Origin of the sequence: Streptomyces flavusporus, from assembly GCF_046267975.1 — a bacterium.
GTDB lineage: Bacteria > Actinomycetota > Actinomycetes > Streptomycetales > Streptomycetaceae > Streptomyces > Streptomyces flavusporus.
In genome coordinates, this window is the sequence record NZ_CP176503.1 from 2654505 (window position 1) to 2676922 (window position 22418).

The window sequence follows — 22418 nt, forward strand, 5'->3', positions numbered from 1 at the left end:
GGGCGTGGTGGCCGGCGTCCGGACAGTCACCGGTGCCGCCCTCGGACCCGGACACGTACCGACGAAACCGCTGGTTCCGTTTCTGGTGAATCCGTGAAGTACGCCACGTTTGTGATCGAGAAATCCGGCCGGCTGCGGCCAAGTACGGCCCCCGGGACGAAGTTGGCGGCGCGGCAATCCACGCACGTGGTCCGAATGGAGTACTGTTGCGAGCCCTGGGTCCGGTCTCCCGCCAGGGTGTCCGGGGCCTTCAAGGACCGCCGGGAGGGGGCTTGTTGCACAGGGTGACGGATTTTGTCACTTAGCGTTGCGGATAGGTAACCGTGCCATAACGGCGATCCAGGGCCCGCGCCCGACACGCCGGGCAACTCGGCAAGGTTGTGGCAGGCTGCACCCGGGCAGGCCACACTCGACTAGCGGAAGCAGCGACGCACGTGACGTCGGCAGGCACCACCCGGGAGGTCCCCATGCCCGAACTGCGTGTCGTGGCCGTCTCGAATGACGGCACACGGCTGGTGCTGAAGGCTGCGGACAGCACGGAGTACACGCTTCCGATTGACGAACGGCTCCGCGCCGCCGTGCGCGGCGACCGTCCCCGCCTCGGCCAGATCGAGATCGAGGTGGAGAGCCATCTCCGCCCGCGAGACATCCAGGCGCGGATACGTGCGGGTGCGACCGCGGAAGAGGTCGCCCAGATGGCCGGTATCCCCGTCGATCGCGTACGGCGGTTCGAGGGCCCCGTGTTGGCCGAGCGTGCCTTCATGGCCGAGCGCGCCCGGAAGACACCGGTGCGTCGCCCCGGCGAGAACTCCGGCCCGTTGCTCGGCGAGGCCGTGCAGGAACGGCTGGTGCTGCGCGGCGCCGAGAAGGACACCGTGCAGTGGGACTCCTGGCGCCGCGACGACGGCACCTGGGAGGTCCTGCTCGTCTACCGCGTCGCGGGCGAGCCGCACTCGGCGAGCTGGACGTACGACCCGCCCCGGCGGCTCGTCCAGGCCGTCGACGACGAGGCGCGTTCGCTGATCGGCGAGTCCGACGACCTCGGCACGCCCGAGCCCAGCTTTCCCTTCGTCCCGCGTATCGCACGGCTGCCGCGCGACCGCTCGGTGGAGCGTGCCCCGGATCGGGAGCGGCCGGTCCTGCCGGCCCCGTCGCCGGAGCCTGCCGAGGAGAGCACGGGCGAGCGGGACTCGCTGACCAGCCTGCTGGAGGCGGTGCCGAGCTTCAGGGGCGACCTCGTCGTACCGGAGCGCCCGTCGCCGGAGCCTGCGGAGGAACCCGCCGAGCCGCCCGCGGCGGAGGAGCCCCCGGCTCCCGCCGCCTCGGCCGGGTCCGCCTATGCGGACGTCCTGATGCCGCGCTCCGTCGGCAGCCACCGCGACCGCCTCGTCGGCGCCACCGACCGCCAGGCCGAGGCCGACGGCGTCCGCCCCGGCCGCAGAGCGGCGGTCCCGAGCTGGGACGAGATCGTGTTCGGGACACGACGGAAGAAGCAGGAGTAGTACGCAACCGCACGAAAACGAGAGCCCGCAGCAGCAGACTTAGCTGCGGGCAACCGTGCCTTCCCCAGTGCCTTAAGGGCCTGGGGACTCCCAGGGCGGCACAGGTGGCCGCGGCTGCTGTACCAGACGTAGCTGCGGACAGTAGTGCCGCTGGGGCGGCACGGGTGGGCGCAGCGGCACCCCGCCAGCGCAGGCGAGCGCACCACGCCCGTCCGCCCAGCCGCAACGCCCGCTACTGCGGCTCCGGCCCCACCGCAACCGGCCGCGACGGATCCGACGACCACTCCGACCACGACCCCACGTACAGCGCCGCCGGAATCCCCGCGACCGCCAACGCCAGCACCTCATGCGCCCCGGAAACACCCGAGCCGCAGTACACGCCGACTTTCGCACCGTCGTGCGCCCCCAGCGCACCGAAGCGCGCCCGCAGCTCCTGCGCAGGCAGGAACCGCCCGTCCGCCCCCACGTTCTCGGTCGTAGGCGCCGACACCGCCCCCGGAATATGCCCGCCCACCCGGTCGATCGGCTCCACATCCCCGCGATACCGCTCCGCCGCTCGCGCGTCGAACAACACACCAGAGCGGGCCAGCGCGGCAGCCGCGTCCGCGTCGAGGAACCCTTCAGGGTCGGGCACCGGTTGGAAATCGCCTTCCTCGGGCGTCGGCTCCTCCACCGACAGCGGACCTTCCCACGCGGGCAGTCCCCCGTCGAGCACCCGCACATCCGGATGCCCCGTCCACCCCAGCAGCCACCAGGCCCGGGCCGCAGCCCAGCCCTGCCCACCGTCGTACACGACGACCGGCCGCCCGGACGACACACCCGCCCGACGCATCGCAGCGCCGAACTCGGCCAGGTCGGGCAGCGGATGCCGGCCCCGCTCGCCCGGCGCCCCCGCCAGTTCCCGGTCGAGGTCGACGAAGACCGCGCCGGGGATGTGCCCGGCCCGGTACTCGGCCCGCCCGTCGAACGGCGGCTCACCGGCCGCCTTGGCCACGCTCAACTGCCAACGGACGTCCAGCAGCACGGGCGGGTTCGCGCCCGCCAGGACGCCCGCGAGTTCGGATGCGGAAATGATGGCGTTCATGGCCACCATCCTCGCCTATGGGGTGGCCGCATCGTCCATGTCCGACTACTCTGCTCGGCCGGACAGGTTCGATCACAAGGCGTACGGGATCGGGCACATGCTGTACAGCCGATCGACACCCGGGAGCAATCGCCTGGACAAGGTGAGAAACCGCAGATCGGGCATCCTCCGAGCACGGGCAGGCCAGGATGCGGCGGCGCGCCCGGAGCGCGCGACACCGAGGGCGGTGCGAGCATCGGCACGGGGTCCGGAGAGCGCAGGCGACACGGCCACCGCGAGGGGCCGAGGAGAGGGTGACGATGACCGAAGCACGGGGGTCGGCCGGCGGGAACGGCGAAGCACACGCCCGGTACACGCCCGGCACGCCCTGTTGGGTGAGTCTGATGGTGCACGGGGTGGCAGCGACCCAGGAGTTCTACGGATCGCTGTTCGGCTGGGAGTTCCGTCCCGGCCCCCAGCGACTCGGCCCCTATGTGCGGGCGCTGCTCGACGGCCGCGAGGTGGCGGGCATCGGCCGGCTTCCTCCGGACCGGCACCTGCCGATCGCCTGGACCCCCTACTTCGCCTCCGACTACGTGGATCAGACGGCCGAGACGGTACGGCTGTGCGGCGGCACCCTCGGCGTGGGTCCGCTCGACGCGGAGGAGGCCGGGCGCCTCGCCATCTGTTCGGACCCGTCGGGTGCCGTCTTCGGCGTGTGGCAGGCGGCTGCGCACCGCGGCACCGGCATCGCCGGTGTGCCGGGCACCCCGGCCTGGCACGAACTGCGCACGTTAGAGTCCGAGAGCGTCGCCAAGTTCTACGAGACGGTGTTCGGCTACGAAAAGGAGCCGGTCGTCTCCGCCGACCACGACTACCTCACCCTGCGCCTCGACGGCCGCCCGGTCGTCGGCATCCACGGCGTGGGCAACTCCCTTCCCCGCGACCGGGGTCCGCACTGGCTGACGTACTTCGAGGTCACCGACATGGACACGGCGGTCGACCGGCTCGTCGATCTCGGCGGGCATGTCCTCAAACCGGCGCACGACAGCGCGCACGGGCGCATGGCCACGGTGGCCGACCCGGAGGGCGCAAGGTTCTCGCTGATCCAGAGCGGGCGCTGAGGCGGAAGCGGACGACTCAGGCCAGCGACACCGGCAGCACATCGGGCGACAGCGCGGCCGCGCGGGCCGTCGCGGCGGTCATACGACGCCGGTGATGACGCCGGCACAGCACCTCGTACCCGATGGTGTCCGCCTGGTTGACGTCCCCGACGACGACCTGGGCGCCCTCGACGACCATCTCACCGCCGATCGTGCGGGCGTTGTGCGTGGCGCGGACGCCGCACCAGCAAAGGGCCTCGACCTGGAGCACCTCGACCCGGTCGGCCAGCTCCACCAGGCGCCGGGAGCCGGGGAAGAGCTTCGTACGGAAGTCGGTCGTGATACCGAAGGCGTAGACGTCCAGGCCCAGATCGTCGACCACGCGCGCGAGTTGGTCGATCTGCTCCGGCGCCAGGAACTGTGCCTCGTCCGCGATGACGTAGTCGGCGCGGCCGCCCTGCGAGAGGTGGTCGACGAGGTACGCGTACAGGTCCATGCCGTCGACGACCTCCACCGCGTCGGTCACCAGGCCGAGGCGCGAGGACAGTTTGCCCTCGCCGGCCCGGTCGTCGCGGGTGAAGATCATGCCCTGCAGCCCGCGCGCGGAGCGGTTGTGCTCGATCTGGAGAGCCAGCGTCGACTTCCCGCAGTCCATCGTTCCGGAGAAGAAGACCAGCTCGGGCATGGGGAGTTGAGCACCTTTCGGCGAAACGACGGGGCAGGGGTGTCAGGAGCGTACTTCGAGCAGCGGGATCAGCTGCTCGGCGGGGGTCATCGAGCCGTGGTTGCCGACCATCGACGATTCCTTCGGCTCCCGCTCGGAGGCGATGATCAGTACGTCCTCGCGGGCGGCCGCGACCACGTCGCCGATGCGCGCGTACACGCGGTCGTCGCATGCGCCGGGTGGGCCGAACCAGCCCGCGGCGATCGCCTCGTCCCGCGAGGCCACCCAGAACTGCTCGCCGAGCACCTCACGCCAGCAGGTCAGTACGTCGTTCTCGGCGCCCGGCAGCGCGTACACGTGCCGCGCGCGGCCCTCGCCGCCCAGCAGGGCCACCCCGGCGCGCAGTTCCCAGTCCTCGTCGAAGTCGATGCGGTGCTGCTCGTCGAAGGGCACGTCGATCATGCCGTGGTCGGCGGTGACATAGAGCGCGCTGCGCTGCGGGAGCTGCTCGGCCAGCCGCTGCACCAACCGGTCGACGTACATGAGCTGGCCGCGCCAGGTGTCGGAGGCGACGCCGAAACGGTGACCGGCGCCGTCGAGTTCGGCGTAGTACGTGTAGACCAGGCTCCGGTCCCCGGCGGCGAGTTGCTCCGCGGCGAAGTCCATGCGCTCCTCGCCGGTCAGCCGCCCGTGGAACGTTCCGCCACTGAGCGCGACCTTGGTCAGCGGGGTGCTCTGGAAGGCGGGGGACGAGACCTGCGCGGCGTGCACACCCGCTTTCTGGGCCAGGTCGAAGATCGTGGGATACGGCTGCCAGGCGCGCGGCTCGGTCCACGGCTGCCAGCGCAGCTGGTTCATCAGCTCGCCGGTGGCCGGGTTGCGCACGGTGTAGCCGGGCAGGCCGTGTGCGCTCGGGGGCAGGCCGGTGCCGACCGAGGCGAGGGACGTCGCGGTCGTCGCGGGGTATCCGGCGGTGAGGGGACGGCCCGTACCGCCGCGGGAGGCGGCGAGGAGCGAGGTCATGAAGGGGGCCTCGTCCGGGTGCGCCCTGAGCTGCTCCCAGCCGAGGCCGTCGATCAGGAACACACAGACCCGGTCGGCAGGGGTCAGTTCGGTGATCGTGGCGGTCATGTCCGGCACGCCCATGCCCGCGGCCAGCGTCGGCAGCAGGTCGGCGAGCGAGCCTGTGCCGTATTCGGGCCGGGGGGCGGAGTCGACGGCGAGGGGTTCCGGGTGGTCCTCCCAGGCGGCGGGCTGCGCCATCAGCGGTCGAGGCCCGCGGTCGCCTCGGAGACGGCCTGAGCGAAGGCGAGCGCCTGGCGCACCGTCTCCGGTCCGTCCCCGGCCTCGCTGACGCGCAGGCTGAGGTCGTCCGCCGTCGAACTGCCCGTGTAACCGTGGTCGGCCTCGCAGTTGGGGTCGCCGCAGGCAGCGGGCTCCAGGTCGATGCGGGAGACCGCGCCCCAGCCGATGGTCAGCACAACCTCGCGCGGCAGTGTGCCCGGCGCGTACGACTCCGGGTTGGCGACGACGCGGCTGACGACCACCGACGAGATCCGGCCCAGCTTCACCGACTCCGTCGACGTCGTGGCGTACGGCGTCGGGGAGGTGCTGTCCGCGGCCTGCTCGTCGGTGTGGCTGACGATGAAGCGGTTGTCGGTGAGGACCAGCACGGTCACATGCCGCCGGACCTCGTTCTGGTCGAACGTCGTCTCCTGGTGAACCAGGTACGACCGGATGGGCTCGCCGCCCACGGCGGCCTCCACCGCCTCGGCCACGAGGGCCGGGTAGTAGCCGCTGCGCTCGATCGCCGCACGCAGCCCCTGGGTCGTCGTACCTGTCTTGGCCATGAGGCCCATCCTACGGGGACCGACTGACTGCGAGGCACCGCTCGGTCACCCCGGGCCCCTCAGTACACCGGGAGCGTCCGCGGGCCGAGGTCGTCCCGGGCGGGGGGCGGGGCCAGGCGTACGGAGGCGCCGAGCACGCTCAGACCGTGCGGGGCGACGACGACCGGCTCCAAAGTGACCGCGACCACCTCGGGATGGTCGTCGACCAGCCGGGACACGCGCAGCAGCAGCTCCTCCAGGGCGGGTGTGTCGACGGGCGTCGAACCGCGCCAGCCGAACAGCAGCGGTGCCGTACGGATCGAACGGATCAGCGAGGTCGCCTCGCGGTCGGTGACCGGGATCAGCCGATGCGCCGTGTCGCCGAGCAGCTGCGAGGCCGCCCCGGCCAGCCCGAAGGAGAGCACCGCTCCGGCCGCCGGATCGATCACCGTCCGTATGACCGTGTCCACCCCGCGCGGGGCCATCCGCTGTACCACCGGCCGCAGCTCCTCGGGCGTCCCGAACAGCTCCGTCAACTCGGTGTACGCCCGTCGCAGTTGCTCCTCGTCCGCCAGATCCAGGCGTACGCCGCCGAGGTCCGCGCGGTGACGCAGGTGCGGAGCGGTGGCCTTCAGGGCCACGGGGTAGCCGAGGGTGCCGGCGGCTGCTGCTGCGGCGTCAGGGGTGGGGGCAGGCAGGGCGCGGTGGACGCTGATCCCGTACTTCCCGAGCAACTCGCACGTCTCCTCCGTACCGAGCGTGAGCCCCTGCCCGCGCGCGAGCAGCCCGCCGATCAGCTCGGCGGCGCCCTTCTCGTCGATGTCCTCGTACTCAGGCACCTTCCCGGGCTCGGCGGCGTCCCGCCGCCACTGCGCGTACTTGACGACTTCGGCGAGTGCACGGACGGCACGCTCGGCGGCGGGGTAGGCAGGGATGTTCCCCGTCCGGCCGCGGGCAGTCGTACCGCCTGGGGCGGCACGGGTGGGCGCGGGCGGCACCCCATCAGCGCCGGGCCGCGCGACCCACCCCCGCCCTGCATCAACGCCGGGACCAGTGGAAGAGGCCTGTGGTGCAGTACTCGCCGCAGCCGACAACGCCTCCGCCAGCCCCCCAAGCTCCACATGCACCACCAGCACCGGCTTGGACGGAGCCGCAGCCGCCGCCGACCGCAACGCCTCCGCCAACGCCGCATCCCCCACCGACGCCTCCCCGATCGCCGGTATCGCGGTCACCACGACGGAGTCGCACGTGTCGTCCGCCAGCGCCCGCGACAACGCCGCCTGGAAGTCCCCCGCCGAAGCCCCCGTCGTGAGGTCCAGCGGAGGATGCGGCCGCAACCCCTCGGACAGACACGCGTCGTACGTCAGCAGCCCCAGCGACTCGGAGTTCCCCAGGATCGCCACCCGCGGCCCCGCCGGCAGTGGCTGCCGCGCCAGCAGCAGCCCCGCGTCGACCAGCTCGGTGATCGTGTCCACCCGGATCACACCGGCCTGCCGCAGCAGCTCGGACACGGTGGCGTGCGGCAGCCGCGTCGCCCGTACGGCGTGGCCCTGCGGCGCGGCACCTCCGTGGCGCGCGCCCTGCACCACGACGAGCGGCTTCGCCACCGCCGTCCGTCGCGCGAGGCGGGTGAACTTGCGCGGGTTGCCGATGGACTCCAGGTACATCAGGACGACGTCGGTGTCCGGATCGTCGTACCAGTACTGGAGTACGTCGTTGCCGGACACGTCCGCCCGGTTGCCGGACGAGACGAACGTCGACACACCCGTGACTCCGGTGACCCCTCCGCCGCGCCGGTGCAGCCGGGACAGCAGTGCGATGCCGATGGCCCCGGACTGCGCGAAGAGCCCGATCCGTCCGGGGCGCGGCATCTCGGGAGCCAGGGAGGCGTTGAGGCGGACGTCCGGGGAGGCGTTGATGATCCCGAAGGCGTTCGGCCCGATGATCCGCATGCCGTACGCGCGCGCGTGCCGCACGAGCGCACGCTGGCGATCCCGTCCGTCGGGGCCGCTCTCGGCGTAGCCGGCGGAGATCACGACGAGGCCCTGCACTCCGTGCTCGCCGCACTCGGTGACCACCTCGGGCACGTACTCCGCGGGGACGGCAACGACGGCGAGGTCGACGGGCCCGTCGATGTCGCGCACCGAGCGGTACGCCGGCAGCCCGTCGAGTTCCTTGATGCCCTCGGGCAGGGCCCTGTTCACGGCGTACAGACTGCCGGTGAAGCCGGCTTCCCGGATGTTGCCGAGGACGCTGCGGCCCACGCCGCCGGGTGTGCGGCCCGTGCCGACGACGGCGATGGAGCCGGGCGCCAGCAGCCGCCGTACCGACCGTGCCTCGGCGCGCTGCTCACGCGCGCGCTGCACGGCGAGCGAACGGTCCGTGGGTTCGAGGTCGAACTCCAGGCGTACGACGCCGTCCTCGAAGCTGCGCTTCTGGGTGTATCCGGCGTCCGTGAACACCTTGATCATCTTGCTGTTGGCGGGCAGCACCTCGGCGGCGAAGCGGCGGATGCCGCGCTCACGGGCGACGGCGGCGATGTGTTCGAGGAGGGCGGAGGCGACACCGCGGCCCTGGTGGGCGTCCTGCACCAGGAAGGCGACCTCGGCCTCGTCAGCGGGCGCGGAGGCGGGCAGGCCGTCGGCGCCGATGCGGTCATAGCGTACGGTGGCGATGAACTCGCCGCCGATGGTGGCCGCGAGTCCCACCCGGTCCACAAAGTCGTGGTGCGTGAAGCGGTGGACGTCCTTGGCGGACAGGCGCGGGTAGGGCGCGAAGAAGCGGTAGTACTTCGACTCGTCCGAGACCTGCTCGTAGAAGCTGACCAGGCGCTCGGCATCATCAACGGTGATGGGGCGGATGCGCGCGGTGCCGCCGTCGCGCAGCACCACGTCGGCTTCCCAGTGGGCGGGGTACTCGTGCCGCTCCGACGAGCTCTGCATGCGCCCCAGAGTACGGCTCGCGTACGACAACGGCGCGAGGCAGTCTGTGCAAGGACGGGAGTCGGACCGAGGCCGCGGTCCGACGCCACCTCCGGACGGGACGAAGGACCGCTCCGGGCATGCTTCACGATATGGGAAACTGGTCTAGACAACCCTGAACACCTGAAGGGCAGCATCACATGGCTGAGCGCCGCGTCAACGTCGGCTGGGCCGAGGGCCTCCACGCCCGCCCCGCCTCCATCTTCGTCCGAGCCGCCACGGCCGCAGGCGTCCCGGTGACGATCGCCAAGGCCGGGGGCAACCCCGTCAACGCGGCCTCCATGCTGGCCGTTCTCAGCCTGGGCGCCGAGGGCGGCGAGGAGATCGTCCTGGCCTCCGACGCCGACGGCGCCGACGCGGCCCTCGACCGCCTGGCCAAGCTGGTCTCCGAGGGCCTCGAGGAGCTGCCCGAGACCGTCTGACCGCCCGCACGGCGGTCAGTGAAGCCGCGTCACCCTTCCCGGGCGGCGCGGCTTCGTCATTTCCCGCAGCGGCCTCACGCGTTTTCCACGGCGGGTGCGACGCATTCCACATGGGCATGCCTCTGACGCGCGGGCGTGAATTCCCGGCGCGCCAGAAAAGGGCAGCGGAAATGCACCGCCACCGAATATCTCCTCTTTGTATACGGCGCATATGTTAATGCCGAAGGCTGGACATGTTTACGGGGTGTTGCGAAGTCCTCACACGGTCGGTGCGATCCTGGCCGCCGGCGAACCGGAGCCGGTGCGCGGCGGTCGCGCGTTCGGTGTGCAGGGCCGTGATGGCCCGCGCGCGCTCGCCGTCGCCGCGCGCCACGGCGTCCACGATCGCGCCGTGCTCCGTCCAGGACTCCACGGGGCTGGCCGGCGCCTCCACGGCGTACATCCAGGCGATCTTGTGCCGCAGCTGGGTCAGCATCGCGATCAGCGCGGGGCTTCCGGAGGCCTGGGCGAGCGTCTCGTGGAACCAGCCGCCCAACGAGCGCAGATCCTCGCTGTTGCCCCTCTTCGCCCGCTCCTGGCCCAGCCGGACGAGACCGCGCAGGACCTTCAGGTGGGCCTCGGTGCGCCGCTGGGCGGCCCGGGCGGCGCCGAGCGGCTCCAGCAGCATGCGCATCTCCAGCAGGTCGGAGGCCTCCTGCTCGGTGGGCTCCGCGACGCACGCGCCCGCGTGCCGCCGGGTCACCACGAAGCCCTCCGCCTCCAGGGTGCGCAGGGCCTCCCGGACGGGGACGCGCGAGACGCCGTAGCGGCGCGCGAGGAGTTCCTCGGTGAGCCGGCCGCCACGCTCGTAGACACCCGCGACGATGTCGTCCCGGATCGCCGTGCACACCGAGTGCGCCGGAATACGCATGACCGACCTCCGCCTTAATCCCCGTGAAACGTCGACGATTGACGTGTGTTCAGTGACTCTATTGCAAAGAGCCGGAATTTCCGATGGCGGGCCGGAATCCATGGATATTTTTTGGACAAACAGACCCCTGAAACGCCGAAAGCCCCGGCTCGGGGAGCCAGGGCTTCGGGCAGCGCAGCCGCCTGTCGTCAGACGTTCACACCGTGCGAGCGGAGGTAGGCCAGGGGGGCGATGTCCGAGCCGTACTCGGCGGTCGTACGGGCCTCGAAGTGCAGGTGTGCTCCGGTGACGTTGCCGGTGGCGCCGGAGAGGGCGATCTGCTGTCCCGGGGTGACCGTCTGGCCGACCGAGACGGCGATGGACGACAGGTGGCCGTACTGGGTGTACGTACCGTCGTTCATCTTGATCACGACTTGATTGCCGTACGCCCCGCCCCAGCCGGCCTCGACGACAGTGCCGGAGCCGACCGCGTGGACGGGCGTGCCGCTCGCGGCGTGGAAGTCGACACCGGTGTGGCTGCCGGAGGACCACAGGGAGCCGCCGGACTGGTAGCCGGTGGAGACATAGGAGCTGGTGATCGGCAGCACATAGGTGTTGAGACGCTTGCGCTCGGCCTCACGCGCGGCCCGCTCCTTGGCCTCGCGCGCCTCCTTGGCCCGCTCCTCCGCGCGCTTCTCGGCGGCCGCTTCGGCCGCCTTCTCGGCGGCGGCCTCCTCGGCGGCCTGTCGCTGGGCGGCCGCCTGGGCATCGATCTGGTCGGCGACCGAGTCGCCGATGGTGACGACCGGCAGCAGGCCGGTCTCCTCGAGCGCCGGCTCGGCGGCGAGCGCGGGGGCGGCCAGAGTGCCGACGACGCCGGTGGTGGTGAGCGCGGCGACGCCCGCGGCGCGGGCGGTCGTGCGCTGCATCCGGCTGGGACGACGATGCTTCCCGGTGGCGCGGGTGAACGCCATGAAGTGGCTGGTCCTTTCCTTCCTTCTCGCCTACCGGGTTAGCTGACGGGTTCGGAGCAGGAAGGTCTCCTACGGACCCCCTCGCTGCGCGCGGGCGTCCGATTCACCCCAGGGACTGCATCGTTGGGTCCCCGGCTCCCCTGGCTCGCGCCGTTCGGGGACTCGGCGATGACTGTCCGGTGCCGCGGGCGCGGCGCACTGCCTGACGGACAGCCCGGAAGACGCTAAACGGGGCATCTTTCAATCCCCAAACGGAACACGGCTTTTGTAGCGCATGCCACAGGTCAGACAGGCAACCTCTCCCTCAATTGGGACATAAAGGGGCCCTGGTGACTCTTTCGTCACCAGGGCCCCTACGCGCGCGTGCCGCTGTCAGGCCTTCTACTCGGCCGTGACGACGGTGACTTCGCCGATTCCGAGGGCCGCGACAGGCTCCTTGATCTGCGCCGCATCGCCGACGAGGACGGTCACGAGACGGTCCACCGGGAAGGCGTTGACGACCGCCGCGGTGGCCTCGACGGTGCCCGTCGCGGCGAGCTGCTGGTACAGCGTCGCCTGGTAGTCGTCGGGCAGATGCTGCTCGACCTGGTCGGCCAGCGTGCTAGCGACGGCCGCCGCGGTCTCGTACTTGAGCGGCGCCACCCCGACGAGGTTCTGTACGGCGACGTCCCGCTCGGGATCGGTCAGACCCTGTTCGGCGAGCGTGCGCAGCACCGTCCAGAGGTCCTGCAGGGCGGGACCGGTGTTCGGCGTGTCGACGGAGCCGCTGATGGCGAGCATCGCGGCGCCGCTGCCGTCGGGCGCCGAGCGCAGCACCTGGCCGAACGCGCGCACGCCGTAGGTGTAGCCCTTCTCCTCGCGCAGGACACGGTCCAGGCGGGAGGTGAGGGTGCCGCCCAGGCAGTACGTGCCGAGCACCTGGGCAGGCCACACGCGGTCGTGCCGGTCGGAGCCGACGCGGCCGATCAGCAGCTGGGTCTGCACGGCGCCGGGGCGGTCCACGATGACGACCCGGCCGATGTCGTCGGCGGTCACCGGCGGCACGGGGCGCGGCTGGGCCGGGGATCCGGTCCAGGTGCCCAGGGTGTCACCGAGCAGCGCGTCGAGGTCGACGCCGGTGAGGTCGCCGACGACGACTGCGCTGGCCGTGGCGGGCCGGACGTGCTTCTCGTAGAAGGCACGTACGGCCGCGGAGTCGATGGCGGCGACCGTCTCCTCGGTGCCCTGGCGCGGCCGCGACATGCGCGAGGTCGCCGGGAACAGCTCCTTGGAGAGCTCCTTGGCGGCACGGCGGGACGGGTTGGCCAGCTCGTGCGGGATCTCGTCGAGGCGGTTGCGCACGAGCCGCTCGACCTCGCTGTCGGCGAATGCGGGCGCCCTGAGGGCGTCGGCGAGCAGGCCGAGGGCCTTGGCCAGGCGGGAGGCGGGGACCTCCAGGCTCAGACGGACGCCGGGGTGGTCGGCGTGCGAGTCGAGGGTGGCGCCGCAGCGCTCCAGCTCGGCGGCGAACTCCTCGGCGGAGTGCTTGTCGGTGCCCTCGGAGAAGGCCCGCGCCATGATCGTGGCGACGCCGTCGAGGCCGGTCGGCTCGGCGTCCAGGGGCGCGCCCAGGAGCACCTCGACGGCGACGACCTGCTGACCGGGGCGGTGGCAGCGCAGGACCGTCAGACCGTTGTCGAGCGTCCCGCGCGTGGGCGCCGGGAAGGCCCACGGCCTGGCCTCGCCCGCCCGGGGCTGGGGGTGGAACTCCATCGTGGCGAGCTCGGTCACTGGGCCGCCTCCTCGTTGTGGTCGTCGGTGGGTTCGGCAGCTTCGGCGGCGGTCGGCTCGTAGACGAGCACCGCGCGGTTGTCGGGGCGCAGGCGGGCCTTGGCGACCTCCTGGACCTCTTCGGCCGTGACGTCCAGCACGCGCTGGACGGCGGTCAGGGCGAGCTGCGGGTCGCCGAACAGCACGGCGTACCGGCACAGTTCGTCGGCGCGGCCGGCGACCGTGCCGAGCCGGTCCAGCCACTCGCGCTCCAACTGGGCCTGGGCGCGCTCCATTTCCTCGGCCGTGGGGCCCTCCTCGGCGAACCGGGCGAGCTCCTCGTCGATGGCGGCCTCGATGACCGGCACCTCGACGTCACCGGAGGTCTTCACGTCCAGCCACCCCAGGGAGGGCGCTCCGGCCAGCCGCAGCAGGCCGAACCCGGCCGCCACGGCCGTACGGTCACGCCGTACGAGCCGGTTGTAGAGGCGGGACGACTCGCCGCCGCCGAGGACGGTGAGGGCCAGGTCGGCCGCGTCGCACGCGCGCGTGCCGTCGTGCGGGAGCCGGTAGGCGGCCATCAGGGCGCGCGCCGGGACCTCCTCCTCGACGATCTCGCGCAGCTGCTCGCCGATGATCTCGGGCAGCGCGCCGTCGCGCGGGGCCGGCTTGCCGTCGTGGGAGGGGATGGAGCCGAAGTACTTCTCGATCCAGGCGAGCGTCTGCTCCGGGTCGATGTCACCGACGACGGACAGCACCGCGTTGTTGGGCGCGTAGTACGTGCGGAAGAACGCGCGCGCGTCTTCCAGGGTCGCGGCGTCCAGGTCGGCCATCGAGCCGATGGGCGTGTGGTGGTACGGGTGGCCCTCCGGGTAGGCGAGGGCGGTCAGCTTCTCGAAAGCGGTCCCGTAGGGAACGTTGTCGTAGCGCTGACGGCGCTCGTTCTTGACGACGTCCCGCTGGTTCTCCATGGACTCGTCGTCGAGAGCCGCGAGCAGCGAGCCCATCCGGTCGGCCTCCAGCCAGAGGGCGAGCTCCAGCTGGTGGGTGGGCATGGTCTCGAAGTAGTTGGTGCGCTCGAAGCTGGTGGTGCCGTTCAGCGAGCCGCCGGCGCCCTGCACCAGCTCGAAGTGCCCGTTGCCCTTCACCTGCGCGGAGCCCTGGAACATCAGGTGCTCGAAAAGGTGAGCCAGACCGGTACGTCCCTTGACCTCGTGGCGCGAGCCGACGTCGTACCAGAGGCACACCGCCGCGACCGGGGTCAGGTGGTCCTCGGAGAGCACCACGCGCAGGCCATTGGCCAGGCGGTGCTCGGTCGCTGTCAGGCCGCCGGAGCCTGCCTGGGCTGTGGCCGTGTGACCCATGGGCATGTACGTCCCTTCGATCGCGGTGCGGTCGGTGAAACCGCCGATTTCCTGCCGTCCTGCCACTGTATGCAAGCGCGCCGACCAGGTGTGAAGTTCCCGGAGCCCGTACGCCGAGAGCGAGAAGCGGGTCACCCGGCGCGAGGGCGTAGCCTGCGGGCAGCGCGGGGCCGGGCAGCCGACGACGGGGTCCAGGGTCCGCGTTGTCAGTGGCGCGGTCCACAATGGACCGCGTCAGATCCGTCGAACGCTTCAGCAAGCGTGAGCCGAAGGGGCGCGACAGCGACCTGAGCGCCCCGTAGGCGAGCGACCAGAAACCAGGAGGAGCCGGCAGCGATGGCCCGCCGCAGCACGAAGACCCCGCCGCCCGACGACTCGTACGAGGAGCGGATCCTCGACATCGACGTCGTGGACGAAATGCAGGGCTCCTTCCTCGAGTACGCGTACTCGGTCATCTACTCCCGGGCCCTGCCGGACGCCCGTGACGGTCTCAAGCCCGTCCACCGCCGCATCGTCTACCAGATGAACGAGATGGGCGTACGCCCCGACCGCGGCTATGTGAAGTGCGCCCGCGTCGTCGGCGAGGTCATGGGTAAGTTGCACCCCCACGGCGACGCCTCCATCTACGACGCCCTGGTGCGCATGGCCCAGCCCTTCTCCATGCGTGTGCCGCTGGTCGACGGCCACGGCAACTTCGGCTCACTGGGCAACGACGACCCGCCGGCCGCGATGCGGTACACCGAGTGCCGCATGGCCGAGGCGACGAGCCTGATGACGGAGTCGATCGACGAGGACACCGTCGACTTCACCCCCAACTACGACGGCCAGGAGCAGGAGCCGGTGGCCCTGCCCGCCGCCTTCCCGAACCTGCTGGTCAACGGCTCCTCGGGCATCGCGGTCGGTATGGCGACCAACATGCCGCCGCACAACCTGCGCGAGGTCGTCGCGGCCGCCCGCCACCTGATCAGGCACCCGAACGCCGATCTCGACGCCCTGATGCGCCACGTCCCGGGCCCCGACCTGCCCACCGGAGGCCGGATCGTCGGCCTGTCCGGGATCCGCGACGCCTACGAGACGGGCCGCGGCACGTTCAAGATGCGGGCGACAGTGTCCGTGGAGGACGTGACGGCACGCCGCAAGGGCCTCGTCGTCACCGAGCTGCCCTTCGCCGTCGGCCCGGAGAAGGTGATCGCGAAGATCAAGGACCTGGTCGGCTCGAAGAAGCTCCAGGGCATCGCGGACGTCAAGGACCTCACCGACCGTGAGCACGGGCTGCGCCTGGTGATCGAGATCAAGAACGGTTTCGTGCCGGAGGCGGTCCTGGAGCAGCTCTACAAGCTGACACCCATGGAGGAGTCCTTCGGCATCAACAACGTCGCACTGGTGGACGGCCAGCCCCTCACGCTGGGCCTGAAGGAGCTCCTGGAGGTTTATCTCGACCACCGCTTCGAGGTCGTGCGCCGCCGCTCGGAGTTCCGCCGCGGCAAGAAGCGCGACCGGCTGCATCTGGTCGAGGGCCTGCTCACGGCGCTGGTGGACATCGACGAGGTGATCCGCCTGATCCGCTCCAGCGAGAACTCCGCGCAGGCGAAGGAACGCCTGATGGAGCGCTTCGCGCTGAGCGAGATCCAGACCCAGTACATCCTGGACACACCGCTGCGCCGCCTCACCAAGTACGACCGCATCGAGCTGGACGCCGAGAAGGACCGGCTCACCGCGGAGATCGCGGAGCTGACCCGGATCCTCGAGTCGGACGCGGAGCTGCGCAAGCTGGTCTCCTCCGAACTGGCCGCAGTGGCCAAGAAGTTCGGCACCGAGCGGCGTACGGTCCTGCTGGAGTCCGGGGCGACCCCGGCCGCCGCCGTACCGCTCCAGGTGGCGGACGACCCGTGCCGGGTGCTGCTGTCCTCGACAGGCCTGCTGGCCCGCACGGCGAACGGCGAGCCGTTCGCGGAGGACGCCGACGCCCGGCGCACCAAGCACGACGTGATCGTCTCGGCGGTGCCGACCACGGCCCGCGGCGAGGTGGGCGCGGTCACCTCGGCCGGCCGCCTGCTCCGGATCAACGTCGTCGACCTTCCGCAGCTCCCGGACACGGCGACGGCCCCGAACCTCGCCGGAGGCGCACCGCTCGCCGAGTTCGTCTCCCTGGAGGACGACGAGACGGTCGTCTGTCTGACCACGCTCGACGAGTCCTCCCCCGGCCTGGCACTCGGCACGGAACAGGGCGTCGTCAAGCGCGTGGTCCCCGACTACCCGGCCAACAAGGACGAGCTGGAGGTCATCACCCTCAAGGAGGGCGACCGGATCGTCGGCGCGGTCGAGCTGCGCACCGGCGAGGAGGACCTGGTCTTCATCACGGACGACGCGCAGCTGCTGCGCTTCCAGGCCTCGCAGGTCCGCCCCCAGGGCCGCCCGGCAGGCGGTATGGCGGGCATCAAGCCGACGGACGGCGCCAAGGTCATCTCCTTCACCGCGATCGACCCGGCGGCGGAGGCGGTCGTCTTCACGGTCGCGGGCTCGCGCGGCACGCTGGACGACTCCGTCCAGACGACCGCGAAGCTGACCCCGTTCGACCAGTACCCGCGCAAGGGCCGCGCCACCGGCGGCGTGCGCTGCCAGCGGTTCCTGAAGGGCGAGGACTGCCTGTCCTTCGCCTGGGCGGGCGCCACCCCGGCGCGGGCCGCGCAGAAGAACGGCTCGCCGACCGACCTCCCCGAGCTCGACCCGCGCCGCGACGGCTCGGGCGTGTCGCTGGCGAAGCCGGTGGCGTCGGTGGCGGGGCCGGCTTAGGGCGACGGTTCGGACGGATCCTCGGAATCCGGTTCCTCGGAGTTCTGGACGTAGCGCAGGACGCCCCACATGCCTTGCTCGTCGGCGTGTGGGGCGTCGCTCTTGCACGCCTGGAGTTCCTTGCCGAGGGTGTGGGCGTCGATGTCGGAGCCTATGAGGACGAGCTGGGTGAGACGGTCGGCGCCGGCAGCCCAGGGCTCGGGGTAGAAGCGCAGGAACCGGCCGACGGCGTGCACGAGGTAGCGGTTGCGGGGGTCGTGGGCGCCGAAGTCGACGTACCCCTTGATCCGGTACAGCCCCTCGGGCCGGCTGTCGAGGAACTCCATCCACCTGCGCGGGTTCAGCGGCACGTCGGAGACGAAGGACAGGCTGTCGTAGGCGGCGTGCAGATGGTCGCCGTGCTCGCCCTCGCGATCGTGGTCGTGCAGGTCGTCGAAGGACAGCTGCCCGATGCGCTCCTGCGACGGTCGGCAGTCGAACAGGAACTCCGGATCGATGCGGCCATACGTCGCCGGGACAACGGCGGCACCGTCGGTGAGGGAGCGGACGAGGGCGAGGGCGTGTCCGGCGTCGGGCGTCCTGTCGATCTTGTTGACCACGACGAGATCGGCCAGGCCGAGGTGCCGGTCGATCTCGGGGTGCTTCGCGCGGGTGTCGTCGAACTCGGCGGCGTCCACAACCTCGACGAGGCCGCCGTAGACCACGCGGGGATTCTCGCTGGCCAGCACCATGCGCACCAGCTCCTGTGGCTCGGCGAGCCCGCTGGCCTCGATGACGATGACGTCGATACCGGCGCCGGGCCGCGCCAGCCGTTCGAGGTAGACGTCCAGCTCACTGGCGTCGACGGCACAGCACAGGCACCCGTTGCCCAGGGAGACCGTGGAGTCCCCCAGCGCACCGGCCACGGCCATCGCGTCGATCTCGATGGCCCCGAAGTCGTTCACGATCGCGCCGATACGGCTGCCGCCGCTGCGGTGGAGGAGATGGTTGAGGAGCGTCGTCTTGCCGGAGCCCAGGAATCCGGCGAGTACGACGACTGGGATCTGCTGCGGGCTCGGACGCTCCCCCACCGTGCGACCTCTCTCACGCCTACGCGTGCACCGGTTCGCGGTCCGGCGCACCCTACGAGGATTGAATGCCGCCCCAGGATACGAGCACGAAGAATCCCCGCGAAGTGAACGATTGTTAGCAGCGCTTGCGGGGCAGACGTTCGGCAAGGCGCCGGTTCGTGCGACCCTCGCTTCCTTCCGTGCGCCTCCTCTCCGCCTCCCCGCCGATCAGAGCCGCTCGGCACTCTGGGAGACGGCAAGCGCCGCCCACTGCTCGCCGGTCCCCCTGCAGACACCCGCACCCCGACGACCGGCGGACGTCGCCTGAATCGGGGGTTGTTTACATGGCCACACGGAAGTTCCCCATGCGGAGGCTGCGCACCGCCGCGGCCGCCCTGATGCTCTCCGCTGCCACGGTGACCCTGGCAGCGCGTCAACGGCGCCTGGAGGAAACTCGCCTGAAGGAACGGCGGCTGGAACTGGAGGAGCTGGGCTCCCGGCGCAGGGCGTTGGCACACCAGCAGCGAATGCACTGGGAGCTGCTAGCGAAGGCGATCGACGATCCGTCGCTCGCCGCGGTGATCGACACGTACGACAAGAGCATCCCGGCGGAGAAGCGACGCCAGTTCTTTTACGCCAACGCCTGGTATGTCAACGCCTACCACCTGTACCGTGCCGGGATCCTGGACCAGGAGGAGCTGTACGGGCATCTGCGCGAGATCTTCCAGAGTCCCGTACTCCGGGAGTACTGGGAGGCCTCGAAAGCTCAGCGGGCGACCCTGAAGTCCTCGTCCGACGAGGCCAGGATCGGCCGCATGGTCGACGGCCTGATCAGAGACCTCGACGAAGCGGACACGGACGAGTGGTGGGTGGTGGGCAACCCCCCGTCCGAGTGACTTTTGACCCATCCAGCCACACGCGACACATGAGGCCGCTACTCTACTGCCCTCCGCTGTGCCCAATTTCTGCACGGATCCGTACCCTATTCCTCCGTAAGGACCCGAACCCTTGAAGATCGTGCGCCGCATCGGTGTGCCTCCGAGTGCCCGTGGCAGTGCCTCAGGTGCCAACTGCCCGGACGTGTTCGAACTGAGCGACGGCAACTTCGCCGTCATCGGCGCCGAGGCCACCGAGGCACTTGAGCGTGAACTCCCGGCTGACGCCTCCCGCGCCGAGTACGAGCGCATCGTCATCGTGAGCCGCGAGACCCTGATTCGCGCCAAGGCAGACATCCCCGACGCCTGAACACCGTACGAGAACGAGCCCACCCTGCCTCGTCCCGTCCTCCCCCCGGCCGCACCAACCGTCGATCGAGCCGGGAGCAACTCGGCGAGCAGCCCGGTACCCCCCAACTGCCCGACCTTCCCCGATGAGGCCTGGCGCCGGAACGGCACCAGGCCACACGCGTTTCTCAGGCCGCTTGCGGAACCCTGGCCTGCGCCAAGCACGGCATTCCGTCGTTTCACTCGTGGGAGCCCGGGAAGGATTCCGCAGACCAAGGGGAGGGTCGATGGCAACGCGCCGGCTCATATGACGTTCCGTGCTCGTGGCCTGCGGATGGAGCACGGCCCTGATCGTCGGCACAGCCTTCGTGGGTGCCGCGTCCGTCGTGGTGAGCGGTTGGCTCGTCAGCGGCGTCGAAGAGGCGAACGGCAGCAGGCAGACCGCGGTGGAGCGTAGCTCCATGGGCGACTACTTCGGCGGGGTAAGCGCTGTCTTCTCGGGCCTGGCGCTCATCCTGCTGGTGATCACCCTCCTCCTGCAACAACGCGAGTTACGCATGCAGCGCCACGAGCTTTCGCTGCAGCGCGAGGAGCTCACCGCATCCGCGACGAGTTGCGCCGGAGCGCCGAGGCGGACTTACGTGCCCTGCATGTGCAGCTGACTCAGATGGCGATGGAAGACCCCACCCTGGCAGAGGTCTGGAACGACTTTCCTGGAGAACCGCCTCAGACACTGCGCCAGAACCTCTTCGCGAACTTGACGTTCAGCCACTTCTTGCTCGTCTACAAGTGGGGGGAGATCACAGACGCCGAGTTGATCGCCCGTGTGCGGACCCTGGTCCAGAGCCCTGCGTTCCACCGCTACTGGATCGCCACACGCGGCGCCAAGGAGATACTGCCACCCGACAGCGACGAAGGACGTCTGTTCAGGATCTTCGAGCTGGCGATCCACGAGGCGCAACAGCCTGGCAATCCGTCTCCGTGACGTCCCTATGTCGTCCCATCGTGTGCAGTTCGCGGCCGGGCTTGAGTTCGGCGTGTTCGCCGCATACGACAGGTCCTCGCGCGACGGCACCGGCTCAAGCCCTTCCCCAGCCAGTGCAACGCCGTGAGCATGGTCGGTACGGCCGCGGCCGCCACGACGGTGTCCGCGCGGCGCCGGTCCGCGTCGATGTCGTACACGGGGCGGAAGTCCTTCGCCGCGCCCAGCAGGGACAGCGCAGTACGCAGCCCGGGCGAGCGGGCCGGAGCGTCCGCCGACCGCCGCGATGGCGGGCAGCGCCGCCGACACCTCGTCGGGCAGCTGCCGCAGCGCCGCCGTCTCGGCGGCGAAGGCGGCACCGCGTTCGCCGTCCGGCAGCTCACCGTGGACCAAGAGATGCCAGACATCCTCGAAGCGCGGGACTGCGCGAGTTCGACGGCGGCCGGAGTACTGGCGGTAGTGTTGAAGTGCTCTCCTCCCTTCGCAAACTCAGGAAGGAGATTCCTGCCTACCTTGCGGTGGCGGGCTTGACGCCATGAGTGCGCCTGGCGACTGCCCTCCCGGCAGCCGGGATGAGCGCGTGGCCCATCCGGTAAAGGTGCAAGATGTTCCGGGCTGCGTTCCAGTCGGCGTTGCCCGACCATCCACAGTCCGGGTTCTTGCACACGAACACGGCCTGGCTCTCCCGGCTGCCGGGCGTGATGAAGCCGCACGCGGAACACCTACGGGAGGTGTTCGGGGCGGGGACCTTGGCCAGGGTGCCGCCGAATCGGGCGGTCTTGTACGTCAGCATCGTCACGGTGCGGCCCCATGCCTCCTGGCTGATGGAGCGGTTCAGGCCGGACTTCTGCGCGACGTTCTTCCCTGGGTTCTCGACGGTGCCCTTGGCGGACTTGAGCATGTTCGGGATGTTGAGGGCTTCCACCACGACCGTGCCGTAGGTGCGGGCGAGGGCGGTGGTGGTCTGGTGCTGCCAATCAGCGGCGCGGCGCGTGGCTCTTGCGCGGAGCTGCTTGATCTGGTCGTAGGTGTTCTGCAGCCGGTTGGAGCTGCGCTCCTTAGGCCTGCGGAAGCTCTTGCGGTGCGCGGCCCGCTGCTCCAGGCGGAGCAGCTTGGCCTTCTCGTCCGGGTTGAGCCACTTGTCCCGGTCGGCCGCACCGTCAGGGAGGCGGGGCGATCGTCCGTGGTCCTGGTGGTTCTCGTCGGACAGGGCGAGGGGAATGTTCACTCCGGCGTCGATGCCGACTTCCGGACCCTGGTGGGGCTCGGGCATGGTTTCCAGGGTCTGGATACGGAAGGCGATGTGCCAGCCCAGTGCATCCTTCACCAGGCGGGCTCCGGTGATCCGGTTGTCCTTGCCGGCATGCTTCCCCACGGGCAGGTCGCGGGTCCAGCGGAACCGGACCCGGCCGACCTTGGGGATGTTGACCATGCCCCACCGGCGGTGCACCCGCTTGACCTGGAGGTCCCGGCCTTGGGGGATGTCCACGCTCATCACCGACCGGATGCGGGCCTTGAAGTTCGGTTCCTCGGCGCGTTGGTCCCAGCAGTTCTTCCACGCCTTCAGGTACGTCTTCAGCACCGCTTGCGCGGCCTGCGCGGGCAGGAGGCTGAGCCAGTCGATCTCCTTGCGGGCCTGCCGGATCGCCGCGTCCATGCGCGTGAGGGACCGCTGGCACTTCGGCGTCATGGTCCACAGGTCGTGCAGCAGGTTCCACGTCGTACGGGCGGCATGGGCCTGCGCGTCGATGAGCCGAACCTGCGCAGGGTTCAGCGCCAGCCGGGCACGGTGCCCGAACTGCCGCTTCTCCTGCGCACGTTCCGTGGTCAT

19 protein-coding genes, 1 pseudogene and 1 riboswitch are annotated in these 22418 nt (G+C 70.6%); of the genes and pseudogenes, 8 read left to right on the forward strand and 12 right to left on the reverse strand.

The window, feature by feature from the left end:
• Positions 1-467: 467 nt before the first annotated feature.
• Positions 468-1502: a septation protein SepH gene (gene sepH / locus ACKTSN_RS12700; protein ID WP_409469222.1), complete on the forward strand. Its 1035-nt coding sequence runs from the start codon at positions 468-470 to the stop codon at positions 1500-1502.
• 232 nt (positions 1503-1734) lie between these two features.
• Here the strand turns inward: sepH and ACKTSN_RS12705 are convergent, their stop codons facing one another.
• Positions 1735-2586: a sulfurtransferase gene (locus ACKTSN_RS12705; protein WP_409469223.1), complete on the reverse strand. Its 852-nt coding sequence runs from the start codon at positions 2584-2586 to the stop codon at positions 1735-1737.
• Positions 2587-2885: 299 nt separating this feature from the next.
• Here ACKTSN_RS12705 and ACKTSN_RS12710 point away from each other — a divergent pair, with 299 nt between their 5' ends.
• Complete coding sequence (locus ACKTSN_RS12710; RefSeq protein WP_409469224.1) at positions 2886-3689, forward strand: VOC family protein; 804 nt, start codon at positions 2886-2888, stop codon at positions 3687-3689.
• Between the two features lie 16 nt (positions 3690-3705).
• On the opposite strand, the gene ACKTSN_RS12715 is transcribed toward ACKTSN_RS12710, so the two are convergent.
• Genes ACKTSN_RS12715 through ACKTSN_RS12730 form a run of 4 tightly spaced genes read right to left on the reverse strand, consistent with a single transcriptional unit; the run spans position 3706 to position 9103 of the window.
• Positions 3706-4353, reverse strand: a complete 648-nt coding sequence (locus tag ACKTSN_RS12715; protein ID WP_409469225.1) for a thymidine kinase — start codon at positions 4351-4353, stop codon at positions 3706-3708.
• Positions 4354-4395: 42 nt separating this feature from the next.
• Positions 4396-5595, reverse strand: coding sequence for an alkaline phosphatase family protein (locus ACKTSN_RS12720; RefSeq protein ID WP_409469226.1), 1200 nt, complete (start codon positions 5593-5595; stop codon positions 4396-4398).
• Positions 5595-6191: a DUF5998 family protein gene (locus ACKTSN_RS12725; RefSeq protein ID WP_409469227.1), complete on the reverse strand. Its 597-nt coding sequence runs from the start codon at positions 6189-6191 to the stop codon at positions 5595-5597. The genes ACKTSN_RS12720 and ACKTSN_RS12725 overlap by 1 nt, the downstream gene beginning before the upstream one ends.
• 50 nt (positions 6192-6241) lie before the next feature.
• Positions 6242-9103: a GNAT family N-acetyltransferase gene (locus ACKTSN_RS12730; protein WP_409469228.1), complete on the reverse strand. Its 2862-nt coding sequence runs from the start codon at positions 9101-9103 to the stop codon at positions 6242-6244.
• A 179-nt stretch (positions 9104-9282) separates the two neighbouring features.
• On the opposite strand from ACKTSN_RS12730, the gene ACKTSN_RS12735 reads away from it, so the two are divergent.
• Positions 9283-9564: an HPr family phosphocarrier protein gene (locus ACKTSN_RS12735; RefSeq protein WP_224735582.1), complete on the forward strand. Its 282-nt coding sequence runs from the start codon at positions 9283-9285 to the stop codon at positions 9562-9564.
• A 214-nt stretch (positions 9565-9778) separates the two neighbouring features.
• On the opposite strand, the gene ACKTSN_RS12740 is transcribed toward ACKTSN_RS12735, so the two are convergent.
• From ACKTSN_RS12740 to ACKTSN_RS12755, 4 genes are all read right to left on the reverse strand, one after another.
• Positions 9779-10474: a GntR family transcriptional regulator gene (locus ACKTSN_RS12740; protein WP_409469229.1), complete on the reverse strand. Its 696-nt coding sequence runs from the start codon at positions 10472-10474 to the stop codon at positions 9779-9781.
• A 188-nt stretch (positions 10475-10662) separates the two neighbouring features.
• The gene (locus ACKTSN_RS12745; RefSeq protein ID WP_409469230.1) at positions 10663-11427 is read right to left on the reverse strand and encodes a M23 family metallopeptidase; all 765 of its coding nucleotides are present in this window, start codon (positions 11425-11427) and stop codon (positions 10663-10665) included.
• Between the two features lie 13 nt (positions 11428-11440).
• Positions 11441-11605, reverse strand: a riboswitch (cyclic di-AMP (ydaO/yuaA leader).
• Between the two features lie 203 nt (positions 11606-11808).
• Positions 11809-13197 carry a M16 family metallopeptidase gene (locus ACKTSN_RS12750; protein WP_409469231.1) on the reverse strand — a complete coding sequence of 463 codons (1389 nt, stop codon included), beginning with the start codon at positions 13195-13197 and terminating at the stop codon, positions 11809-11811.
• Positions 13194-14540 (reverse strand): M16 family metallopeptidase, encoded by a 1347-nt coding sequence (locus ACKTSN_RS12755; RefSeq protein WP_409474815.1) that lies wholly within the window; start codon positions 14538-14540, stop codon positions 13194-13196. Before ACKTSN_RS12755 ends, ACKTSN_RS12750 begins: the two co-directional genes overlap by 4 nt.
• Positions 14541-14876: 336 nt before the next feature.
• Between ACKTSN_RS12755 and ACKTSN_RS12760 the strand changes: the two genes are divergently transcribed.
• Positions 14877-17333: a DNA gyrase/topoisomerase IV subunit A gene (locus ACKTSN_RS12760; protein ID WP_409469232.1), complete on the forward strand. Its 2457-nt coding sequence runs from the start codon at positions 14877-14879 to the stop codon at positions 17331-17333.
• Here the strand turns inward: ACKTSN_RS12760 and ACKTSN_RS12765 are convergent.
• Entirely contained in the window at positions 17330-18403 is a 1074-nt protein-coding gene (locus ACKTSN_RS12765) for a CobW family GTP-binding protein (RefSeq protein ID WP_409469233.1), read from the reverse strand. The genes ACKTSN_RS12760 and ACKTSN_RS12765 overlap by 4 nt on opposite strands.
• Before the next feature lie 323 nt (positions 18404-18726).
• Between ACKTSN_RS12765 and ACKTSN_RS12770 the strand changes: the two genes are divergently transcribed.
• The 4 genes from ACKTSN_RS12770 to ACKTSN_RS12785 all read left to right on the forward strand — a co-directional run bounded on the left by ACKTSN_RS12770 (position 18727) and on the right by ACKTSN_RS12785 (position 20590).
• Positions 18727-19278 carry a DUF6082 family protein gene (locus ACKTSN_RS12770; protein ID WP_409469234.1) on the forward strand — a complete coding sequence of 184 codons (552 nt, stop codon included), beginning with the start codon at positions 18727-18729 and terminating at the stop codon, positions 19276-19278.
• Between the two features lie 112 nt (positions 19279-19390).
• Positions 19391-19627, forward strand: a complete 237-nt coding sequence (locus ACKTSN_RS12775; protein WP_409469235.1) for a hypothetical protein — start codon at positions 19391-19393, stop codon at positions 19625-19627.
• A gap of 295 nt (positions 19628-19922) precedes the next feature.
• A complete protein-coding gene (locus ACKTSN_RS12780; RefSeq protein WP_409469236.1) occupies positions 19923-20267 on the forward strand; it encodes a DUF6082 family protein in 345 nt (114 codons plus the stop codon).
• Complete coding sequence (locus tag ACKTSN_RS12785) at positions 20219-20590, forward strand: DUF6082 family protein (RefSeq protein WP_409469237.1); 372 nt, start codon at positions 20219-20221, stop codon at positions 20588-20590. The genes ACKTSN_RS12780 and ACKTSN_RS12785 overlap by 49 nt, the downstream gene beginning before the upstream one ends.
• Before the next feature lie 54 nt (positions 20591-20644).
• On the opposite strand, the pseudogene ACKTSN_RS12790 reads toward ACKTSN_RS12785, so the two are convergent.
• Both ACKTSN_RS12790 and ACKTSN_RS12795 read right to left on the reverse strand, forming a co-directional pair.
• Positions 20645-21067, reverse strand: a pseudogene (locus tag ACKTSN_RS12790) (citrate/2-methylcitrate synthase); the annotation flags it as partial.
• 28 nt (positions 21068-21095) lie between these two features.
• A complete protein-coding gene (locus tag ACKTSN_RS12795) occupies positions 21096-22418 on the reverse strand; it encodes an RNA-guided endonuclease InsQ/TnpB family protein (protein ID WP_409469238.1) in 1323 nt (440 codons plus the stop codon).

What these genes read in the sequence shown, in the direction of transcription:
- sepH (WP_409469222.1), top strand. Translation starts at nt 468, where the DNA reads ATGCCCGAACTGCGTGTCGTGGCCGTCTCGAATGACGGCACACGGCTG.
- ACKTSN_RS12705 (WP_409469223.1), bottom strand. Translation starts at nt 2,586, where the DNA reads ATGAACGCCATCATTTCCGCATCCGAACTCGCGGGCGTCCTGGCGGGC.
- ACKTSN_RS12710 (WP_409469224.1), top strand. Translation starts at nt 2,886, where the DNA reads ATGACCGAAGCACGGGGGTCGGCCGGCGGGAACGGCGAAGCACACGCC.
- ACKTSN_RS12715 (WP_409469225.1), bottom strand. Translation starts at nt 4,353, where the DNA reads ATGCCCGAGCTGGTCTTCTTCTCCGGAACGATGGACTGCGGGAAGTCG.
- ACKTSN_RS12720 (WP_409469226.1), bottom strand. Translation starts at nt 5,595, where the DNA reads ATGGCGCAGCCCGCCGCCTGGGAGGACCACCCGGAACCCCTCGCCGTC.
- ACKTSN_RS12725 (WP_409469227.1), bottom strand. Translation starts at nt 6,191, where the DNA reads ATGGGCCTCATGGCCAAGACAGGTACGACGACCCAGGGGCTGCGTGCG.
- ACKTSN_RS12730 (WP_409469228.1), bottom strand. Translation starts at nt 9,103, where the DNA reads ATGCAGAGCTCGTCGGAGCGGCACGAGTACCCCGCCCACTGGGAAGCC.
- ACKTSN_RS12735 (WP_224735582.1), top strand. Translation starts at nt 9,283, where the DNA reads ATGGCTGAGCGCCGCGTCAACGTCGGCTGGGCCGAGGGCCTCCACGCC.
- ACKTSN_RS12740 (WP_409469229.1), bottom strand. Translation starts at nt 10,474, where the DNA reads ATGCGTATTCCGGCGCACTCGGTGTGCACGGCGATCCGGGACGACATC.
- ACKTSN_RS12745 (WP_409469230.1), bottom strand. Translation starts at nt 11,427, where the DNA reads ATGGCGTTCACCCGCGCCACCGGGAAGCATCGTCGTCCCAGCCGGATG.
- ACKTSN_RS12755 (WP_409474815.1), bottom strand. Translation starts at nt 14,540, where the DNA reads ATGGGTCACACGGCCACAGCCCAGGCAGGCTCCGGCGGCCTGACAGCG.
- ACKTSN_RS12760 (WP_409469232.1), top strand. Translation starts at nt 14,877, where the DNA reads ATGGCCCGCCGCAGCACGAAGACCCCGCCGCCCGACGACTCGTACGAG.
- ACKTSN_RS12770 (WP_409469234.1), top strand. Translation starts at nt 18,727, where the DNA reads ATGGCCACACGGAAGTTCCCCATGCGGAGGCTGCGCACCGCCGCGGCC.
- ACKTSN_RS12795 (WP_409469238.1), bottom strand. Translation starts at nt 22,418, where the DNA reads ATGACCACGGAACGTGCGCAGGAGAAGCGGCAGTTCGGGCACCGTGCC.